Source organism: Salipiger sp. PrR007, from assembly GCF_010499845.1.
GTDB classification, from domain to species: Bacteria; Pseudomonadota; Alphaproteobacteria; order Rhodobacterales; family Rhodobacteraceae; genus Salipiger; species Salipiger pacificus_A.
This window is the reverse complement of sequence record NZ_JAAGOZ010000007.1, coordinates 1-18408: the sequence shown is the minus strand read 5'-3', so window position 1 is coordinate 18408 and position 18408 is coordinate 1. Positions and strand designations below refer to the sequence as shown.

General features: G+C 65.5%; 5 protein-coding genes. 4 read left to right on the top strand and 1 reads right to left on the bottom strand.

The features are described from left to right. Nucleotides 1-36: 36 nt before the first annotated feature. Nucleotides 37-1221, bottom strand: a complete 1185-nt coding sequence (locus G0Q01_RS00060; RefSeq protein WP_203594851.1) for an ROK family transcriptional regulator — start codon at nt 1219-1221, stop codon at nt 37-39. 180 nt (nt 1222-1401) lie between these two features. On the opposite strand from G0Q01_RS00060, the gene G0Q01_RS00055 reads away from it, so the two are divergent. The 4 genes from G0Q01_RS00055 to G0Q01_RS00040 all read left to right on the top strand — a co-directional run. Next, entirely contained in the window at nt 1402-2418 is a 1017-nt protein-coding gene (locus G0Q01_RS00055; protein WP_164212907.1) for a sugar ABC transporter substrate-binding protein, read from the top strand. A gap of 118 nt (nt 2419-2536) precedes the next feature. Beyond that, nucleotides 2537-3607: an ABC transporter permease gene (locus G0Q01_RS00050; protein ID WP_164212906.1), complete on the top strand. Its 1071-nt coding sequence runs from the start codon at nt 2537-2539 to the stop codon at nt 3605-3607. Next, nucleotides 3604-4398: an ATP-binding cassette domain-containing protein gene (locus G0Q01_RS00045; RefSeq protein WP_235939379.1), complete on the top strand. Its 795-nt coding sequence runs from the start codon at nt 3604-3606 to the stop codon at nt 4396-4398. Before G0Q01_RS00050 ends, G0Q01_RS00045 begins: the two co-directional genes overlap by 4 nt. A 912-nt stretch (nt 4399-5310) precedes the next feature. Next, on the top strand, nt 5311-18408 hold a 13098-nt coding region (locus G0Q01_RS00040; protein WP_164212905.1), incomplete at its 3' end, for a carbohydrate-binding protein.

Sequence of the window (18408 nt, the reverse complement as noted above, 5' to 3'; positions counted from 1 at the left end):
AGCACGGCTGTAGAGGTCGGGGTGGGCCCGCCGGTCCTACTGGAAGAAATACTGCGCGTAGATCGGGGCGCAGCCGGCGCCGAGCGCGCGGGCATTGGCGCCGACGCGGGCCTCTTCTGGGCGGGGCGGCAGCATGCCGCGCGTATCGAGCCGATCCAGTGCCTGCCGGCTGCGCGCCACCACGCGTGCGCGCACGTCGGGAGGCATGGCGCCGTCGATCAGCGCCACCTCGAAATCCAGGACCGAGCCGATCGAGCGTATCGCATGCGCGAGGGCGTCGCCGGTGCGCGCGACCCAAGGGTCGATCTGCCGCTCGAAGGCGCGCCAGTCCTGAGGCTGTGTCCAGAGCGCGGTGGTGTCCAGCCCGTCCGCCGCGATGGCGGCCTCGAGCGGGTGCAGCGAGGCGGCGTCGATCAGCGGCAGCTCGCCGCCGCCGGGCGCGGGCACCCGCAGCGAGCCGAAGGCCCCGGCGTTGTTCTGCGCGCCGACGGTGACGCTGGAATTCAGCACCAGGCCGCCGCCGATGAAGGAGCCGATGAAGAAATAGGCGTAGTCAGCGAATTCGCGTCCCCGTCCGAAGACATGTTCGGCGCGGCAGGCGGCCGTGCCGTCGTTTTCGGTGAAGAGCGGAAGGTCGCTGAGCTTGGCGACTTCCTGCTGCACGTTGATCTCGGCCCAGATGCTGAAGTCGATGGGGGCGCCGAGCACGTCGGTCCAGCTCCAGATCTCCGAGGGTGCGGCGATGCCGATGCCACAGAGCCGCTCGCGCTGGTAGGGTGAAAGCTTGTGCGCCAGGTCCGCCATGCCTCTCTCGAGATAGGCGAAGATCTCGGCCGGCATCGGGTAGGGGTAAGTGGTCTGCGACGATCCCAGCACATCGCCCATCAGGTTCATCACCACGAGGTCCGCCGAGCGCCGCCCGATCTTCAGCCCGTAGGAGAGCGCCGCGTCGGGGTTCAGCGCCATCGGCACCGAGGGCTTGCCCACCCGCCCGCGCGTCGGCTCGCGGCGCAGCAGGAACTCTTCGGCCTCGAGCTTGCGCAGGATGTTCGACACGGTCTGAGCCGAGAGCCCGCTGTGCTTTGCGATGTCGCTGCCAGGCAGGGCGCCGTGGCGCTGAATCATCGACAGGATCAGCCGCTCGTTGTGCGCCCTTACGCCGATCTGGTTGGCGCCGTCGCTCAGTTTCCTGATCTCCTGTCCAATCTCCTGCGTGTGCATGCCGTCTCCCCCATTCCGACGTGGCTCAGATTACAGACTGGCGTTAATAAATCAAATTTATTTATTTATTGACGCGAGGTCAGAATCGCCGGTATCAACATGGGTAATCCGTTGCAGAACGGAGGTTTCACGGGCCGTCGCGCTTGGCGTCCCATGACACGTTAGGGAGGAGGAGACCCCATGAAGAAGCTGATTTCCGTCAGCGCATTTGCGCTGCTCGCATCGACCCTCGGCGCCCAGGCACAGGACGGCGGCAGCGCCTGCCTGATCACCAAGACCGACACCAACCCGTTCTTCGTGAAGATGCGCGAGGGCGCAGCGGCCAAGGCCGAGGAGCTGGGCATGACGCTCAACTCCTACGCGGGCAAGGTGGATGGCGACAACGAGAGCCAGGTAGCCGCGATCGAGACCTGCATCGCCAACGGGGCGGATGGCATCCTGGTCACCGCCTCCAGTACCTCGGCGATCGTGCCCTCTGTGCAGCAGGCGCGCGATGCGGGGATCCTGGTGATTGCGCTGGACACGCCGCTCGACCCGATCGAGGCCGCCGACATGACCTTTGCCACCGACAACTTCCTTGCCGGCGAGCTGATCGGCCAATGGGCCGCCGCCAAGCTTGGCGATGCCGCCGCCGATGCGCGGGTGGCCTTCCTCGACCTCGACGTGAGCCAGCCCACCGTCGGCGTGTTGCGCGACCAGGGCTTCATGCAGGGCTTCGGCATCGACCTTGGTGACCCGAACAAATGGGGTGACGAGAGTGACAGCCGCATCGTCGGCCATGACGTGACCCAGGGCAACGAGGAGGGCGGCCGCAAGGCGATGGAGAACCTTCTCGCCACGGACCCGATGATCAACGTCGTCTACACGATCAATGAGCCCGCCGCAGCCGGTGCCTACGAGGCGCTGAAGGCCATCGGGCGCGAGAACGACGTGCTGGTCGTCTCGGTCGATGGCGGCTGCCCCGGTGTGCAGAACGTCGCCGACGGGGTGATCGGCGCGACCTCGCAGCAATATCCGCTGCTGATGGCCTCCAAGGGCATCGAGGCGATTGCAGCCTTCGCCAAGGACGGCACCAAGCCCGAGGCCACCGAGGGCAAGAATTTCTTCGACACCGGCGTGAAGCTGGTCACCGACCAGCCGGTCGAGGGCGTGGATTCGATCTCGGTCGAAGAGGGCAAGAGCCTCTGCTGGGGCTGAACCTTCGCAATCCGGGCCCGCGCCGCGCGGCGGGGCGGGCCCTTTTGAAGTTATCGCAACCTGCGCGGACCATGGCCGGTGAGGGGCCGCGCCCGCGCACGTGAGAGGAGGGCACGACATGGCCGAAGCGGACAGGTACGAAGACGTTGTCCGAACACGGAACGACGAGAAGTTCGCCGAGTTCGAGGACAGCGGGAAAGGTCTCTGGGGCCGGTTCCACGAACTGCTGCACAGCACCCCGGCCATCGTGCCGCTGATCGTTCTGCTGGCGGCTTGTATCGTTTTCGGGATGATCCTCGGCTCGAAGTTCTTCTCTCCCTTCGCTCTGACGTTGATCCTTCAGCAGGTCCAGATCGTCGGCGTTCTGGCCGCGGCCCAGGCGCTGATCATCCTGACCGCGGGGATCGACCTGTCTGTTGGCGCGGTCGCGGTGCTCTGCTCGGTGATCATGGGGCAGGTGACCTTCCGCTATGGGGTGCCCGCCATACTCGCGGTGCCCATCGGTCTTGCCTTTGGCACCGCCATCGGCGCGGTCAACGGCTGGCTTGTCAGCAAGGTCAAGCTGCCACCCTTCATCGTCACGCTCGGCATGTGGCAGATCGTGCTGGCGGTGAACTACCTCTATTCCGCCAACGAGACGATCCGCGCCCAGGACATCGAGACGCAAGCGCCCTTCCTGCAGTTCCTCGGCACCAAGTTCACCATCGGCGGCGCGGTCTTCACGCTCGGCGTGGTGCTGATGCTGCTGCTCGTGCTGGTGCTGGCTTACGTGCTGCGCTCCACCGCTTGGGGTCGCCATGTCTACGCCGTCGGCGACGACCCCGAGGCGGCGCAGCTCGCCGGCGTCGACCGCCACAAGACCATCATGTCGGTCTACATGCTGGTGGGCTTCATCTGCGGCCTCGCGGGCTGGGTGATGATCGGCCGCTTCGGCTCGGTCTCGCCTTCGGCGACCACCGGCGTCATCGGCAACATCCAGGCAATCACCGCCGTGGTGATCGGGGGCATCTCGCTCTTCGGCGGGCGGGGCTCGATCCTCGGCGCCTTCTTCGGGGCGCTCATCGTCGGCGTCTTCGAATTGGGCCTGCGCATGGCCGGGGCCGACCCGCAATGGACCTATCTCCTCATCGGCGTGCTGATCATCGCCGCCGTGACCGTGGACCAATGGATCAGAAAGGTGACGGCATGAGCATGGACACCCAGGACACCCCCGTTCTCGAAGCCCGCGGCCTCGTGAAACGCTACGGCAAGGTAACCGCGCTTGATCATTGCGACTTCGACCTGAGGCCGGGCGAGATCCTCGCGGTGATCGGCGACAACGGCGCCGGCAAGTCGACGCTGATCAAGGCGCTCTCCGGCGCCATCCAGCCAAACGCGGGAGAAATCCTGCTCGAAGGCAATCCGGTCTCCTTCGCCTCGCCCAATGACGCCCGGGCCGAGGGGATCGAGACCGTCTATCAGACCCTCGCCATGTCTCCGGCGCTGTCGATCGCCGACAACATGTTCATGGGCCGCGAGCTGCGTATGCCCGGGATCATGGGGCAGATCTTCCGCAAGCTCGACCGCAAGCGGATGGAGGATTTCTCGCGCCAGAAACTCTCGGAGCTTGGGCTTATGACGATCCAGAACATCAACCAGCCGGTCGAGACGCTCTCGGGTGGCCAGCGTCAAGGCGTGGCGGTGGCACGGGCAGCGGCCTTCGGCTCGCGGGTGGTGATCCTCGACGAGCCGACCGCCGCGCTCGGGGTGAAGGAGAGCCGCCGGGTGCTCGACCTCATTCAGGAGGTGCGGGCGCGGGGCATCCCGATCATCCTGATCTCGCACAACATGCCGCATGTGTTCGAGGTCGCCGACCGGGTGCATATCCACCGCCTCGGCAAGCGGCTCTGCGTGATCGACCCCAAGGAACACACGATGTCCGACGCGGTGGCCTACATGACAGGCGCCTCTGTGCCGGAAGGGGTGGCCGAACCGGCATAGGGCCTGCTCCCGACGCGACGATGGAGGGCGATTGGCGGGAACCTGTCAATCGCCCTTTCGCGTTAGGATTGTACTATACCTCCCGATACACTTCCTAAATGATCGAGTGTCGCCGAATTGTCGTTAGGTCGTACAATGATTCTCCGAGGGCGCCAGGATTTTTAACGTCTGATCCTGTTTCTGGACCTCGAGGCGACTCCGCTGCCTAAGCCCCGCATCTTTTGGGCGAACGACAGGTGGAATAGAGAGTTGCAATGCGTTGCTAAGTTCCTTTTGCACGAGCAGCATTCTGAGCACCTCCAAGGCAGGCTTGCCGGTGTTCCCCTGGCCTTCCGCTTTTCGTGAGGCGCGCAGGACCGAAGCTCCGTCGGATGAGAACATCGATATAACGAACTGAAACTTCTGTATTTTCGAAAAATGCCTAGAGAACTCTTCCAGCTCGGGGGACTGTCCGATGGCGCGCCTGACGCGCGCGGAACTCCGAAAGTGGTTCAGGAAAGTTAAAAATCTATTGCAAGAAGGACGCTCTATGGTAACACTTTGTGGACGCGCATCGCCCTTTTTTTGGGCATGGGGTCCAGTGCTCCGCGCGTTGTAGCGTATGAATTTGTGCAGTTTTCATTTTAGTTCTGACATTTTGGATCATTTCTGCGGCCCGACCATTTCATTCGCCGCGATCTGAAACATCCCAAAGTTTGGCGGTATCCGGTTTTTCGGGTGCGTCTCGATTTTTTCCGGTTCGCTGAATTCGGATGAATTGACCCAAGCAATTTTGCTCGGCCATGGGGCCGGGATTATATTTGCGCCCTTTTCGGCCTGTGCGGCGGGGGGCGGTTTCATTCGTGCGCGCTAGCGCAAAGTCCATTTTTCCGGGCCTTGAAGAGTGCTCGTAGTCTCCGGGGGAGGTTTGACATGCCGATCGACACCATTTTCATTCAGGGTGAAGCACTCATTACGGACACGGTCGATGAACAGACCGGAACAAATGCCAACGTCGCCCGCACCCGGAGCGGCAACCAGGAAGCAGCCGGTATCGGCAGCACCTCCACCTCCACCAACACCGGTCTGCCCAACTTCGACGAATATGGCCTGCGCCCGGACTATACCGGCGCCGGCGATGAAGACACCTGGGGCTACTACGACATCAACGGGACTGACACCGGAGCGCAGGCCGCGACCACCTTCGACGCGGTGGCGGGCACCTACGAAATCACTCTCCGCATCGCGAATGGGTCGACGGCCACGCGACCAATCTCGATCACCGTCGACGGCGTCACCCAAACGATTACTGACACGAGAACCGGCCAGTTCTATTTCTGGGAAACCCGCACGGTCCAGGTGACGCTTTCGGGCAGCGGCACGCACGACTTGATCATCAACCAGGTAAACGACACCGGCGCGCCCAATATCGACGCGATCGCCATCCACGATGTAGGCGTGACACCGAATTTCTCGCTCCCGACCTTCGAGTCCGACACCACCTTCCTTGTCGCCGACGGCACGACCTCGGTCGGTGCGGCGCTTGCGTCCGACATTGCCAACGACACCTCCGACGATGCGCCGGCCCGAGTGGGCATGAGCTATTCGATCGTCGATGGGGCCGATAGCGGGGCCTTTCTGATCGATTCCGATACCGGCGCGCTGACGCTGAGAGATGAAGCCGATTTCGACGCGAAGCCGAGCTACACACTGACCATCGCCGCCACCGATGCCGAGGGCGGAACCACCCAGCAGGCGGTCACCGTGACCGTCGTGCCGCCCTTCGAGCCGATCTATCTCGGAGTGGAGGACATCGAAGTCCTCGATCCCGTGGGCACCGGAACCCTAAAGCGCACCGTCGACGCAAATCCCGAGAGCGGGGCTGTGGAAGGGGGATTGAACGACAACACAGGCCCCGAGGAAGCCGGCAATCAGTTCGACGAATTCGGCCTGCGCCACAACTACAGCGGCAGCGGCTACATCGATATCAACGGAGGTGCGGTCGGGGACCGGCTGAGCTTCAGCTTCGACGCCCCCGCCGGCACCTATGCGATTACCCTGCGCTATGCCAACGGCTCCGACGGGCAGAGCCGACCGATCTCGCTGAGTGTCGACGGCGGCGCTGCGCAGACCCTGTCCGATACGAACACCGGCGATTGGAGCACCTGGGCGAGCCACAGCTTCACGGTGACCGTGGGCGACGGCACCCATACCGTCGTCCTTGCCCAGACAGGCACGGAGGGTGCGCCCAATATCGACGCCGTGGCCATTGCGCTTCCCGGCGCCGCAATCAGCTTTGCCGCGCCCGAAATTCTCTCGGCAGCCGCCTTCGACATTGCCGAAAATTCCACCGAGATCGGTCAGGTCCAGGTGGACGACCCCGAACTGTCGGACCTCGACCCCGACATGCTCACCTATACGCTGACAGGCGATGATGCCGACAAGGTTGAAATCAGCGGCACGGGTCTTCTGACCCTGAAAGACCCGGCCGACTTCGAGACCAGAACCGATGCCGACCTCGACGGCGTGTTCCAGGTCAGCCTCGAGGTGTCCGATGGCGTACGCAGCGTGACGCAGGAGCTGTCGATCACCGTCACCGACGTCGATCCCGAACTCCCTTCTCCGACCATCGCACCGATCGTGCTGCAAAGCGAAGCCGGGGTGATCCCCGACGGAGCAAGCACCTTCCACCGCGTTCAGAACGATCCGACCACTGCCGAAGGCGCCGGTAACCTGCCGCAGGACCAATATGGACTGCGCGAGGGATACAGCGGCTTTGGCTACACCGACTTCGATGGCGCCGGGGCGGATGGCGATGAACTCATCACCTGGACCGTGACCGTGGACGATGCGGGCCTTTACGACTTGCACATCCGCTTTGCGTCGGTGGAATCGACCCAGACCGATCGGCCCGTCGCTGTTCTGGTCAATGGCGCGGACGCGGTGGGCGGGACCATCGGCTTCCCCGAGCGCGACGGCTTTGACACCTGGGTGGTGCGCGCCCCGGTGCAGATCGCGCTGCAGTCCGGTGAGAACACCCTCACCCTTGCGATCCCCGCGGGCTTGAGCAACGGGCCCAACATCGACGCCGTCGCGATCACCAGCGTCGGCGACACTCCGGCCTTCCCGCCGGTCAACACCGCGCCCGAGTTCGACGCCACGGCGGGTGCCGTCTCGATCGCCGAGAATTCGACCGAGGTGGCCGCCGGTCTCACCGCCACCGATGGCGAGGGCGACGCCCTCAGCTTCGAGCTGACCGGCGAGGATGCCGCCCTTTTCGAGTTCAATGAAACCACCGGCGCGCTCGACTTCATAGCCGCCCCTGATTTCGAGAATCCGGCGGACTTCGATGCGGACAACGTCTACGACGTGACCCTGACCACGAGCGACGGTGTGCTGACCGCCTCGCAGGACATTTCGGTGACCGTCACCGACGTGATCGAGGCAACGCAGCCCAATTCGATCGCTCTTGACACCAGCACGGTCGCCGAGAATGCGGCGGGCGCGGTGATTGGCACGCTCTCGGCGGTTGATCCCGACGGCGACGATGCGGCCATCACCTTCAGCGCCGATCCGGCCTCGGACTTCGAGGTGGTCGGCGGCCAGCTGAAGCTGAAGGACGGCGTGGCGCTGGACTTCGAAGCCACGCCTTCGGTCGATGTCGAAATCACCGCCACCGATGCGGCGAACGAGTCCACCACCACCACGCTGACCATCACCGTCGGCGACGTGGACGAAGCCCCCTCGGCGCCCCAGATCACCGGGCTGACGGTGGACTCCGGCGTCGCGGGCGCGATCATCGGCACGGTTTCTTCGGTGGACCCCGAGGGCACGGCGGTCTCCTTTACGGTCGACGACGCGCGCTTCCAGATCGACGGCGACGACCAGCTCACCCTCCTGCCGGGCGAGACCCTCGACTTTAACGCCGAGCCGACGGTCAGCGTCGAGGTCACCGCATTCGACGAGACCGGCCAGCAATCGACCCAGACATTCGTGATCACGGTGAACGATCCCGGTGCGACCTTCGAGCCCATCGTGATCGAGGCCGAGGATGAGGTCCTCGCAGCGCTGACCGTCCTCGACAATGACACGAACACCAACGACACGCAGATCCGCGACCCCGACAACCCGGAGTCGAACGCCAACCTGGTCAACGGGCTGCGCCCGGGCTTCAGCGGCGACGGCTATCTCGATTTCGGCGACACACCGGGCGATGCGATCACCTTCACCGTGACCGTCGCGACCGCCGGCAACTATGATCTCAACGTGCGCTACGCCTCCAACACCGGGCGGCCGCTCGATCTCTCGGTCAACAGCGGCGGCGCGGTCTCGCTGCCCTTCGCGAGCACCGATCCCGATGGCACCGGTCCCGAGGAAGGCTTCGATCACTGGCTCTTCGAGACCACCACGGTGACGCTCGTTGCGGGCAGCAACACGATCTCGCTGGCGATCCCTGCGGGCGCAAACACCGGCCCCAATGTCGACCGGATCGAGATCACCGAGGCGGGCACCGGCCCGATCCCCGAGCCGGACACCACCGCCGACGAGGGCGGCGATCTTGCCGCCGCGCCGGAGGCCGCGACCATCGCGCCCGCCGGGCTCGGCTCGGTCGAGTTCGCGCTCGCCGGGGTCGATGACGACATCACGCTCATCGAAGTGTCCACTGACGGCGGCGCCAGCTTCCAGACGGTGGTGCCGGTGGGCGACATCGTCACGCTCGACCTCTCGGCCTTTGCCGCCGAAACCGCTCTGACCGTGATCTTCCGCGTGACCGACGAGGCGGCCAACACGGCCGAGGCCACCACCGCGATTGCCATCGGCGACGCGCCCGAGGCCTTCTCGACCACGATCCAGCTCGAGAACCGCGACGGCTCGATCCTCATTCTTGACGACACCGGCGCCGGCGAGGGCGATCCCGCCTCTACCCAGTTCCGCGATGCGGACAATCTCGAGGGGGTGACCGTCGATCGACCCGAGGGTATCTGGTCGGGCTATACCGGCACCGGTTATCTCGACATGGGCGGCGACATCGGGGATGCGGTGCAATTCGACGTCGATGTGCCCGAGGCGGGCACCTACACGATGAGCTTCCGCTACGCCAATGGCTCGACCACCAGTCCGAGCCGTCCGATGGAGTTGCAGGTCAACGGCCAGACGGTGACCGTGCCCTTCGGCATGACACCCGACTGGGACGTCTGGGAAGACCTCGAGGTCGAGGTGACTCTGGCTGCGGGCGCCAATACGGTGACGCTGGCCAACACCGTGACCAACGGCCCGAACATCGACAGCGTGACGATCTTCAACGACGTGACACCGCCGCCGCCGCCCTCGGAGCCGGGGGTGCGCGAGACCATCCGCATCAACTTCCAGGACGGCAGCACGCCGGTCGATCCCGACTACCTTGTCGGCAACTTCACCGACTATGGGCAGCAATCGAACGGGCTGACCTACGGGTTCATCACCGAGGAGTCGGCGCTTGATGCCGACGGCACTGCCAACGATCCCACCGGCTCGTCCTTCCCGGCGATCGCGATCAACGAACGCACGGGGTCGGCCACTCTGCCGGATGACGGAACGCTGCCCACCGAGAAGCTGACCGTCAATTTCGACGCGATGGATGCGCGCCTGACCGGCTACGCCCATTTCGACCTCGGCTCTTTCCCCGAGCGGACTGCCTGGGAGATCGAGCTTGAGAATGGCTGGTACGAGGTCACGGTCTCGGTCGGCGACACGGGTGGCCCCAATGACAGCGAAAACCGGCTCTTCGTCGAAGGCGCGTTGGTCACCGAATGGAGCAGCACCTCGGCTTTCAAGACCGAACTGCTGACCACCCTGGCGCATGTGCAGGACGGACACCTGACGCTTTCGGCGCAGGGCGGCACCATCACCGAGATGCAGTACCTCGAGATCCGTGCGCTACCCGACCTGACCCCGGGCGATGGCAACGAGGCGCCCGACGACTATGCCGCCTTCATCAACCCGCGCGCGGTCTCGACCGATGGCGAGGTTGAGCTCGGCATCCAGGACGGCGTGCTGCCCACCGACATCGATCCCACCTCGGACATCGTGCTTGGCGTCAGCGTGGTGGACGGGCGCGGCGGCGTGCTTCTCGAAAGCCTCGAAGACGGCTCGATCCGCATCTACGAGACGCTGACCGGCGCCGAGGTCGCCTATAACGCCAACACCACCGGCGGCTTCGACTCGGTCACCATCGCGCCGGTGTCGGACCTCAAGCCCTACACCAGCTACACCGTGGTCATCGACGGCTTCCGCGACCGCGGCGACAACGACGACAGCGCGGCGCTGACCCGCGAGTTCCAGAAGTTCTCCACGACCTTCACCACCGGCGCCGCGCCGCTGGTCGAGGCGCGCGAGGTGGCCTTCGTCGACACTGTCGAACTGAGCTCGAACCCGATGCTTGGCGAGAGCTACACTTCTATCGAGATGTCGCCGGACAAGCAGTTCCTCTATGTCACCTCGATCACCGGATCGATCACGCGCTGGGAGTTGAATGCGGACGGCTCACTCGATGACGCGAGCAAGGAGGTCTACACCCCACTGGGCGACTTCGTGGTCGGCGACGAGCGCCGCGGCATCATCGGCATCGCCTTCGATCCCGAGGACGAGAACACCATCTGGATCACCGACAACTACCCGATCCCGCTCAACGGCCGGTCGAACTCGGTGCCGGACTTCTCGGGCCGGATATCCAAGGTCACCCTTGGTGAGGGCGGATCGCTCGAGGATGCGACGATCGAGACCTATATCACCGGTCTGCCGCGCTCGAACGGCGACCACGTGACCAACAGCCTCGAGTTCCGTCTCAACCCCGACTACGTGCCGGGCGGTGATGCGCCGCAGTACCTGCTTTATCTCACCCAGGGGTCGAACTCGGCGATGGGCGAGCCGGACAGCGCCTGGGGCAACCGGCCCGAGCGCCTGCTCAACGCCGCGATCCTCGAGATCGACCGCTCCCGAGAGGCACCGGAGGGGGGCTTCGACGTCTCCACCGAGCCCCTGCCGGCAGACGGGCAGAACCGCCGCTTCGCCGATACCGACAACGATCTCAAGAACGGCGGCATCGCGATCACCAGCGGGGAGTACATCGGCAATTTCCTGCACTTCGACGCCGATGGCGTGGCCGAGGTGCGCACCGGTGAGGATGCGTCCTCCGACCTGATCGTGCGCTACTACGATCCCTTCGCCGATGGCGCCGTGCTCAGCATCTTCGCCGAGGGCAACCGCAACGCCTATGACCTCGTATGGCACAGCAACGGCTACCTCTACGTGCCGACCAACGGGTCGGCGGCGGGCGGCAACGTGCCCGACGATCCCTCGACCACCGACGTCGACGAGAGCATCGACGGCGTCGGGCTGCAGTCCGACTACCTGTTCCGGATGGTCGAGGACGGCTACTACGGACACCCGAACCCGCTGCGCGACAGGTACATCCTGAACGGCGCCAACCCGACCTCCGGCACCGACCCCAACCAGGTGACCAACTACCCGGTCGGCACGAATCCCGACCCCGATTATGATCTCGAAGGCGCCTACAATCTCGGCAACAACCGTTCGCCCAACGGCGCCATCGAGTACATGAGCGGTGTCTTCGGCAGCTCGCTGAAGAACGCGGTGATCTTCACCCAGTATTCCTCGGGCGACAACCTGCGGGCGGTGCTGCTCAACGAGGACGGCACCATCGCTGAGGACTTCATCCTCACCGATGTCGACGGCAACGAGATCAACTACGTCGATCCGCTCGACGTGATCGAGGGTGCCGACGGGCGGCTCTACATGCTGACCCTCAACCGCGCGAACGGCGTCAGCCAGATCATCCGGCTCGAGGCCGCCCCGGGCGGCGAGGTCGAGGACATCACCGCCGACGAGGGCGGCAACCTCGGGTTGCTGGTGATCAGCGCCGCGGATGCCTCGGCGGTGCTGTTCCAGGTGGTCGGGCTCGACCCCGACATCCAGAGCCTCACCATCAGCTTCGACGGCGGGCCCGCGCAGGCGGTGACGCTCGACGCGCAGAACCGTTTCAGCCTCGATCTCAGCGGGCAGACCGAGCAGGTCTCGGCGACGCTGACGGTCAATGACGACGACGGCAACAGCGCTTCCACCAGCACCAGCTTCACCCCGGGCGACAGCGCCAGTGGGAACCTCATCGACGCCAGCGCCTTCACCGTGCTCGACACCGACGACGGCACGCTGATCCGCTTGCTGACCGATCCCACCACCCATGAAGCGGCCGGCGGTCAATACGACACCAACGGCGACGGGATGAACGACGGCTACACCGGCGCCGGCTATCTCGACATGAACGGCGGAGCCGAGGACAAGGCTTCCTTCGTCTACGACGCGCCGAGTGCCGGCTCCTACACGCTGACCTTCCGCATGGCTAACGGCTCGGGCACACCGCGCCCGGTCGCGATCATCGCGGGCATCCAGACGGTGCAGATCCCCACCACCGACACCGGCAGCTTCGCCGCATGGCAGGAGTTCTCGGTCACGCTCGACCTCTCCGAGGGGCCGAACACAGTGGTGATCGAGCAGCTTGCTGCAAACGGCGGGCCGAATATCGACAGCGTGGCGGTGATCGCCAACGTGCCCACCGCGCCGAACGATGGCAGCGAAACGGTGGGCGGCGTCACCTACCTCAAGTACGAGGCCGAGAATGCGGTGCTCGACGGGGCGGTGATCGCGGGTGACGACCGCAACCAGAGCGGCGATTTCGTCGACTTCGACGGCACGGGCACGCAGAGCATCACCTGGACGGTCTCGGTCACCGAGGCAGGCATTTACGGCATCGACATCCTCTATGCGCTCGCCACCAGCAAGGAAGCGCGTCCTGCCTCGCTTTTCGTCAATGGTGTCGATCAGGGCATTCTCGGCTTCGAACCCAACAGCTCGGCCGGCGAGGATGTCTGGGGGCCGCAGAGCGCGCAGATCTCGCTGAACCCGGGGCTCAACACGATCTCGATCAGCGTGCCGGACGCCAACGGCGCCAATATCGACTACCTGCGCGTCTCCGAGGCGCCTGTCGACACCTTCGTGCCCGCCTATGCGGTGATTGATGGCGAGGGGCGGATCGAACTCGAAGCGACCGATGACACCACCCGCACGCTCGGGGCGACACAGGTGGAGTTCTACTTCACCGTCTCGGCGGACGACACCTACGCGCTCGATCTCGCGGCCAACGCGGGCGCGCCGAATGGCGCCGGGCTGACGGTCTTCCTCAGCGCCGATGGCGCACAGCCGGTCGAGATCGGCGACATCGCCTTCCCCGGGCAAGGGGACGCGGGCGAGACCTCGGCTTATGTCGAGCTGCTCGCCGGGGTGCAGTACAAGGTAACGGTCCTGTCGGACCAGGCGGGGGCCAGCGCGCTCGACTATCTCGACGTGCGCCCGGCGCCCGGCAACGACAATGCCGACATCGAGATCCAGAGCAACGATCCGACCTATTTCGACAACCGTCTGCACTTCTCCTGGATCGACAATCCTGACGCAGTGGCCGGCACCGATCGCGACTACAAGGAGAGCGCGACGGTCACCATCTCGAACTCCGGCACCGAGACGCTGGAGGTCCTCGAGGCCACGATCACCGGCCCGTTCGAGCTGGCCGATCCCGATATCTTCGAGGGCCTCACGCTGGCAGCCGGCCAGTCGATCAACGTGCAGGTGCTCTTTGACCGCTCTGCCTATACTGCGGGCAGCGGCAACGTCAGCGGCGTCTTCAAAGGGGCGCTCGACATCCGCACCAACGATGCCGACACGCCGGTGGCACGGGTCGACTTGGCCGGCTTCTGGCAGTCCCAGGACGAGGGCGGGCAGGAGCCCAACCTCAACGAGGTCTGGGACGTCTTCGGCTTCGGCAACGAAATCTCCGGTCTGAGCTACGCCTCCGGCGGCGGCGGCGGGGTGCTGGACTTCTTCGACCTCTACCTCTCCTCCGACGAGACCGAGGTGCTGTCTCCTTACTGGCGGATCGCCGAAGGGGTGACCGAGGCGCGGATCACCCAGATCGCGGCCTTCCACAGCCCCTCCGGCGCGGGCGTTCGCTTCCATGCGCCGGGCGACACAGGCACCGATGTGGGGATGACCAGCCACATCAGCTCCAACAACCAGAGCCTGCTGCCTCTGGGCAACAGCAACGGGGCCTTTGCGACGCGGGTGTTCTCCGCGGCGGATATTCCCGATGGCTGGGCGGGCAATGACCTCTTCGGGATCGAGATCAACAACCAGTCGACCGATCCCCGCCTCAACCCGACCGGCGCCGGGGCCCCGACGCAGGCACAGCTCGACGCACGCTATCCCGGCGCGGGCTACACGGTTGTGAACGGGCAGGTCTTCGATGCCGAGGGCAACGAGATCTCGGACGGTTACACCGTGAGGATGTTCCAGGCGGTCGACGAGGATGGCGTCGCCATCGAGAACGTCTTCCTGGGCGTGATGGACTACACGGGCATCAACTACGACTACAACGACAACATGTTCGTCATCGAAGGGGTTGCGCCGGTCTACTATGGCGCGGTGACCACCATCGAAGGGCTCGACGATGCGGCGGCGGACGACCGGCTGGTCTTCTCGCGGATCGACAATCCCGCCAATGGCGATCAGGCCTTCCGCGACAGCGCGGTGCTGACCATCACCAATGACGGCATCAGCAACCTGACCATCGACGACCTCGCGGTGAGCGGGAACTTCACCATCAGCGGCCTGTCCGAGGGCCAGGTGCTCGCGCCTGGAGCCTCGGCGCAGCTCACGGTCACCTTCATCGGCATCGACCCGAACGACGACGGCCAGGCGACGTCCCACGAGGGCACGCTGACCATCGGCAGCAATGGCGAGGTGCGGCAGATCGCGCTCGCCGGCCTCGCGCAGATCCAGTCCGAGGGCGGCGAGGAGCCAACCGTCGCGCAGATCGTGCAGGCCTTCGGCTACTCGACCGACGTGGCGCAGGGGCTCCTGTCCAACGGTGGCGTGGTCGAGACGGTGGGCGATGAGGTGCTGCTGCCCTACCTGCAGCGGCTCGATGACAGCAAGCCGATCGAGGTGATCCAGCTTGCCGCCTACCTGAGCGCGGGCGTGAGCCGGCTCAGCCTGCATGATGTGTCCAACGGCGCGCTGACAGAGCTCTATGCGCAGGATGACAACCAGTACCAGACCCTGTTGCCGGACGGGCTCATCTCGGGGGCGGGTGCGCAATCGAGCGTGGCGCGGGCCAGCATCGACCGCGACGACCCCTTCGGGCTGCGGGTGACGGTGGACGGTCGTCCGACCTTCTCGGCCTGGACCGATCCCGATGCCAACGTGGCGGATGACACCTACAACATCTCGCCGCCGAACGAGGGCCACTACATCCGCTTCTTCCAGGCCAAGGACGCGCTCGGCAACGTCATCGAGGGCACCTTTATCGGCATCCAGGATTATCCCGGCGGGTCGAACTTCGACTACAACGACCACATGTTCCTCATCACCAACGTGCAGGGCTACGAGCTCTCTGCGGAGGAGGACGCGAATGGCGACGGGATCAACGATGCGCTGGTGACCGACAGCGACCTCGACGGTACACCGGACTTCTTCGATGCCGACAACAGCCCGACCCCGGTGCAGGAGGCCTACCCGGGTCCGGCCCCGGTGCTGGACGACACTCTCACCGTGCTCGCCGCGAACTTCGACAGCGGCGGTCAGGGCATCTCGTGGAACGACGATCCGGGCCGCGATGGAACGCATCCGCTGCGGGCGGACACGGACGTGGAACTGGTGGGCTCGACAAATGACATCGGCTACATCCAGTCCGGCGAATGGGTCGAATACACCATCGACGTGGCCCAGGCGGGCAGCTACGCGCTGAGCGTCAACGCCAAGACCCCGATCGGCGGCAACTCGGTGGTCGTGACCCTCGAGGACGGCACGCCGCTCGCCACCTTCGCGCTGCCCGACAGCAACGGCACCTCGACCTCGTTCAACGGCACGGTCTTCGCCGCGACGGCAGCGACCAACGTCGCGCTCGGGGCCGGGCTGCAGACGCTGCGCTTCACCTTCGAGGGGGCGCCGGCGTCGAACGGCTACATCCTCGACTTCCGTTCTTTCAGTCTGGAGCAGGTCTCGGTCGAGCCCGAGGACACCGTGGCGCCGGTGGTCGATGCGGTGATCGCCGCGGACATCACCGTCGCCGGGGCGGCAACGGCCAGCGTCGTGGTGACCTTCAGCGACGACGTGGCGCTCGATGCCTCGAGCATCGACGTGAGCGACATCCTCGTGACCGGGCCGAACGGGCCGCTCACCGTCACGGGTGTCAGCCTCAACGCCGCCGGCGACGGCAGCCCGCGCAGCGTGACCTACACGGTGGCGGCGCCGGGCGGGAGCTGGGACACCGCCGACAACGGTGCCTACACAGTGGCGCTGCAGGCGGGGCAGGTGGTTGACACCAGCGGCAACGCTGTGGCGGCGAACGGAGCTCTGACCAGCTTCAACGTCGCGGTGCCGGTCACCCCGCCGCCCACGAGCATCGGCGAGACCTTCCGGGTCGAGGCCGAGACGCTGACGCTGCAGGGGTTTGTCGCCACCGCCAACGGCCATGCCTCGAACGATGCCTTCATCCAGGCGCCGGGCAGCGGGCCGAATGTCGCCAGCCTGGTCTTCGCCGAGGCCCCGGGCACCTACCAGATCACCGTCGGCCATTACGACGAATCCGACGGCAACTCGGTGCTCAGCCTCATGGTGAACAACGAGGTGCGCGAGACCTTCACCTGGAACCTGAATGCCGGGGACGCGATCGCCAACACCTCGTCCTTCGCCGAGCACAGCTTTGCCGCTGTGACGCTGGCGGAGGGGGACGTGGTGGCCATCACGGGTGTGCCCAACGGCGGCGAGCCGCTGCGGGTGGACTACCTCGACTTCACGCCGGTGGAAGGTGGTGGGGAGCCGGTCGAAGACCTGCAGGCGCCCACGGTCAGCGCCGTCAGCGCGGCGGGCATCGGTGTCGGGGGTGGCAGCTCCACCACGGTGACGGTGACCTATGCCGACAACGTCGCCATCGACGCCTCGAGCATCGACGTGAGCGACATCACGGTGACCGGCCCGGGCGGTGCCCTGTCGGTGACCGGGGTGAGCGTCAACGTCGGCACCGACGGCAGCCCGCGCAGCGCCACCTACACGGTGGCGGCGCCGGGCGGGACCTGGGACACCGCCGACAACGGCGCCTACACGGTGGCGCTGCAGGCGGGGCAGGTGGTTGACACCAGCGGCAACGCCGTGGCGGCGAACGGAGCTCTAACCAGCTTCAACGTCGTGGTGCCAGTCACCCCGCCGCCCACGAGCATCGGCGAGACCTTCCGGGTCGAGGCCGAGACGCTGACGCTGCAGGGGTTTGTCGCCACCGCCAACGGCCACGCCTCGAACGATGCCTTCATCCAGGCGCCGGGCAGCGGGCCGAATGTCGCCAGCCTGGTCTTCGCCGAGGCCCCGGGCACCTACCAGATCACCGTCGGCCATTACGACGAATCCGACGGCAACTCGGTGCTCAGCCTCATGGTGAACAACGAGGTGCGCGAGACCTTCACCTGGAACCTGAATGCCGGGGACGCGATCGCCAACACCTCGTCCTTCGCCGAGCACAGCTTTGCCGCTGTGACGCTGGCGGAGGGGGACGTGGTGGCCATCACGGGTGTGCCCAACGGCGGCGAGCCGCTACGGGTGGACTACCTCGACTTCACGCCGGTGGAAGGAGGTGGGGAGCCGGTCGAAGACCTGCAGGCGCCCACGGTCAGCGCCGTCAGCGCGGCGGGCATCGGTGTCGGGGGTGGCAACTCCACCACGGTAACGGTGACCTATGCGGACAACGTTGCCATCGACGCCTCGAGCATCGACGTGAGCGACATCACGGTGACCGGCCCGGGCGGTGCCCTGTCGGTGACCGGGGTGAGCGTCAATGTCGGCACCGACGGCAGCCCGCGCAGCGCTACCTACACGGTGGCGGCGCCGGGCGGGACCTGGGACACCGCCGACAACGGCGCCTACACGGTGGCG

What these genes read in the sequence shown, in the direction of transcription:
- G0Q01_RS00060 (WP_203594851.1), bottom strand. Translation starts at nt 1,221, where the DNA reads ATGCACACGCAGGAGATTGGACAGGAGATCAGGAAACTGAGCGACGGC.
- G0Q01_RS00055 (WP_164212907.1), top strand. Translation starts at nt 1,402, where the DNA reads ATGAAGAAGCTGATTTCCGTCAGCGCATTTGCGCTGCTCGCATCGACC.
- G0Q01_RS00050 (WP_164212906.1), top strand. Translation starts at nt 2,537, where the DNA reads ATGGCCGAAGCGGACAGGTACGAAGACGTTGTCCGAACACGGAACGAC.
- G0Q01_RS00045 (WP_235939379.1), top strand. Translation starts at nt 3,604, where the DNA reads ATGAGCATGGACACCCAGGACACCCCCGTTCTCGAAGCCCGCGGCCTC.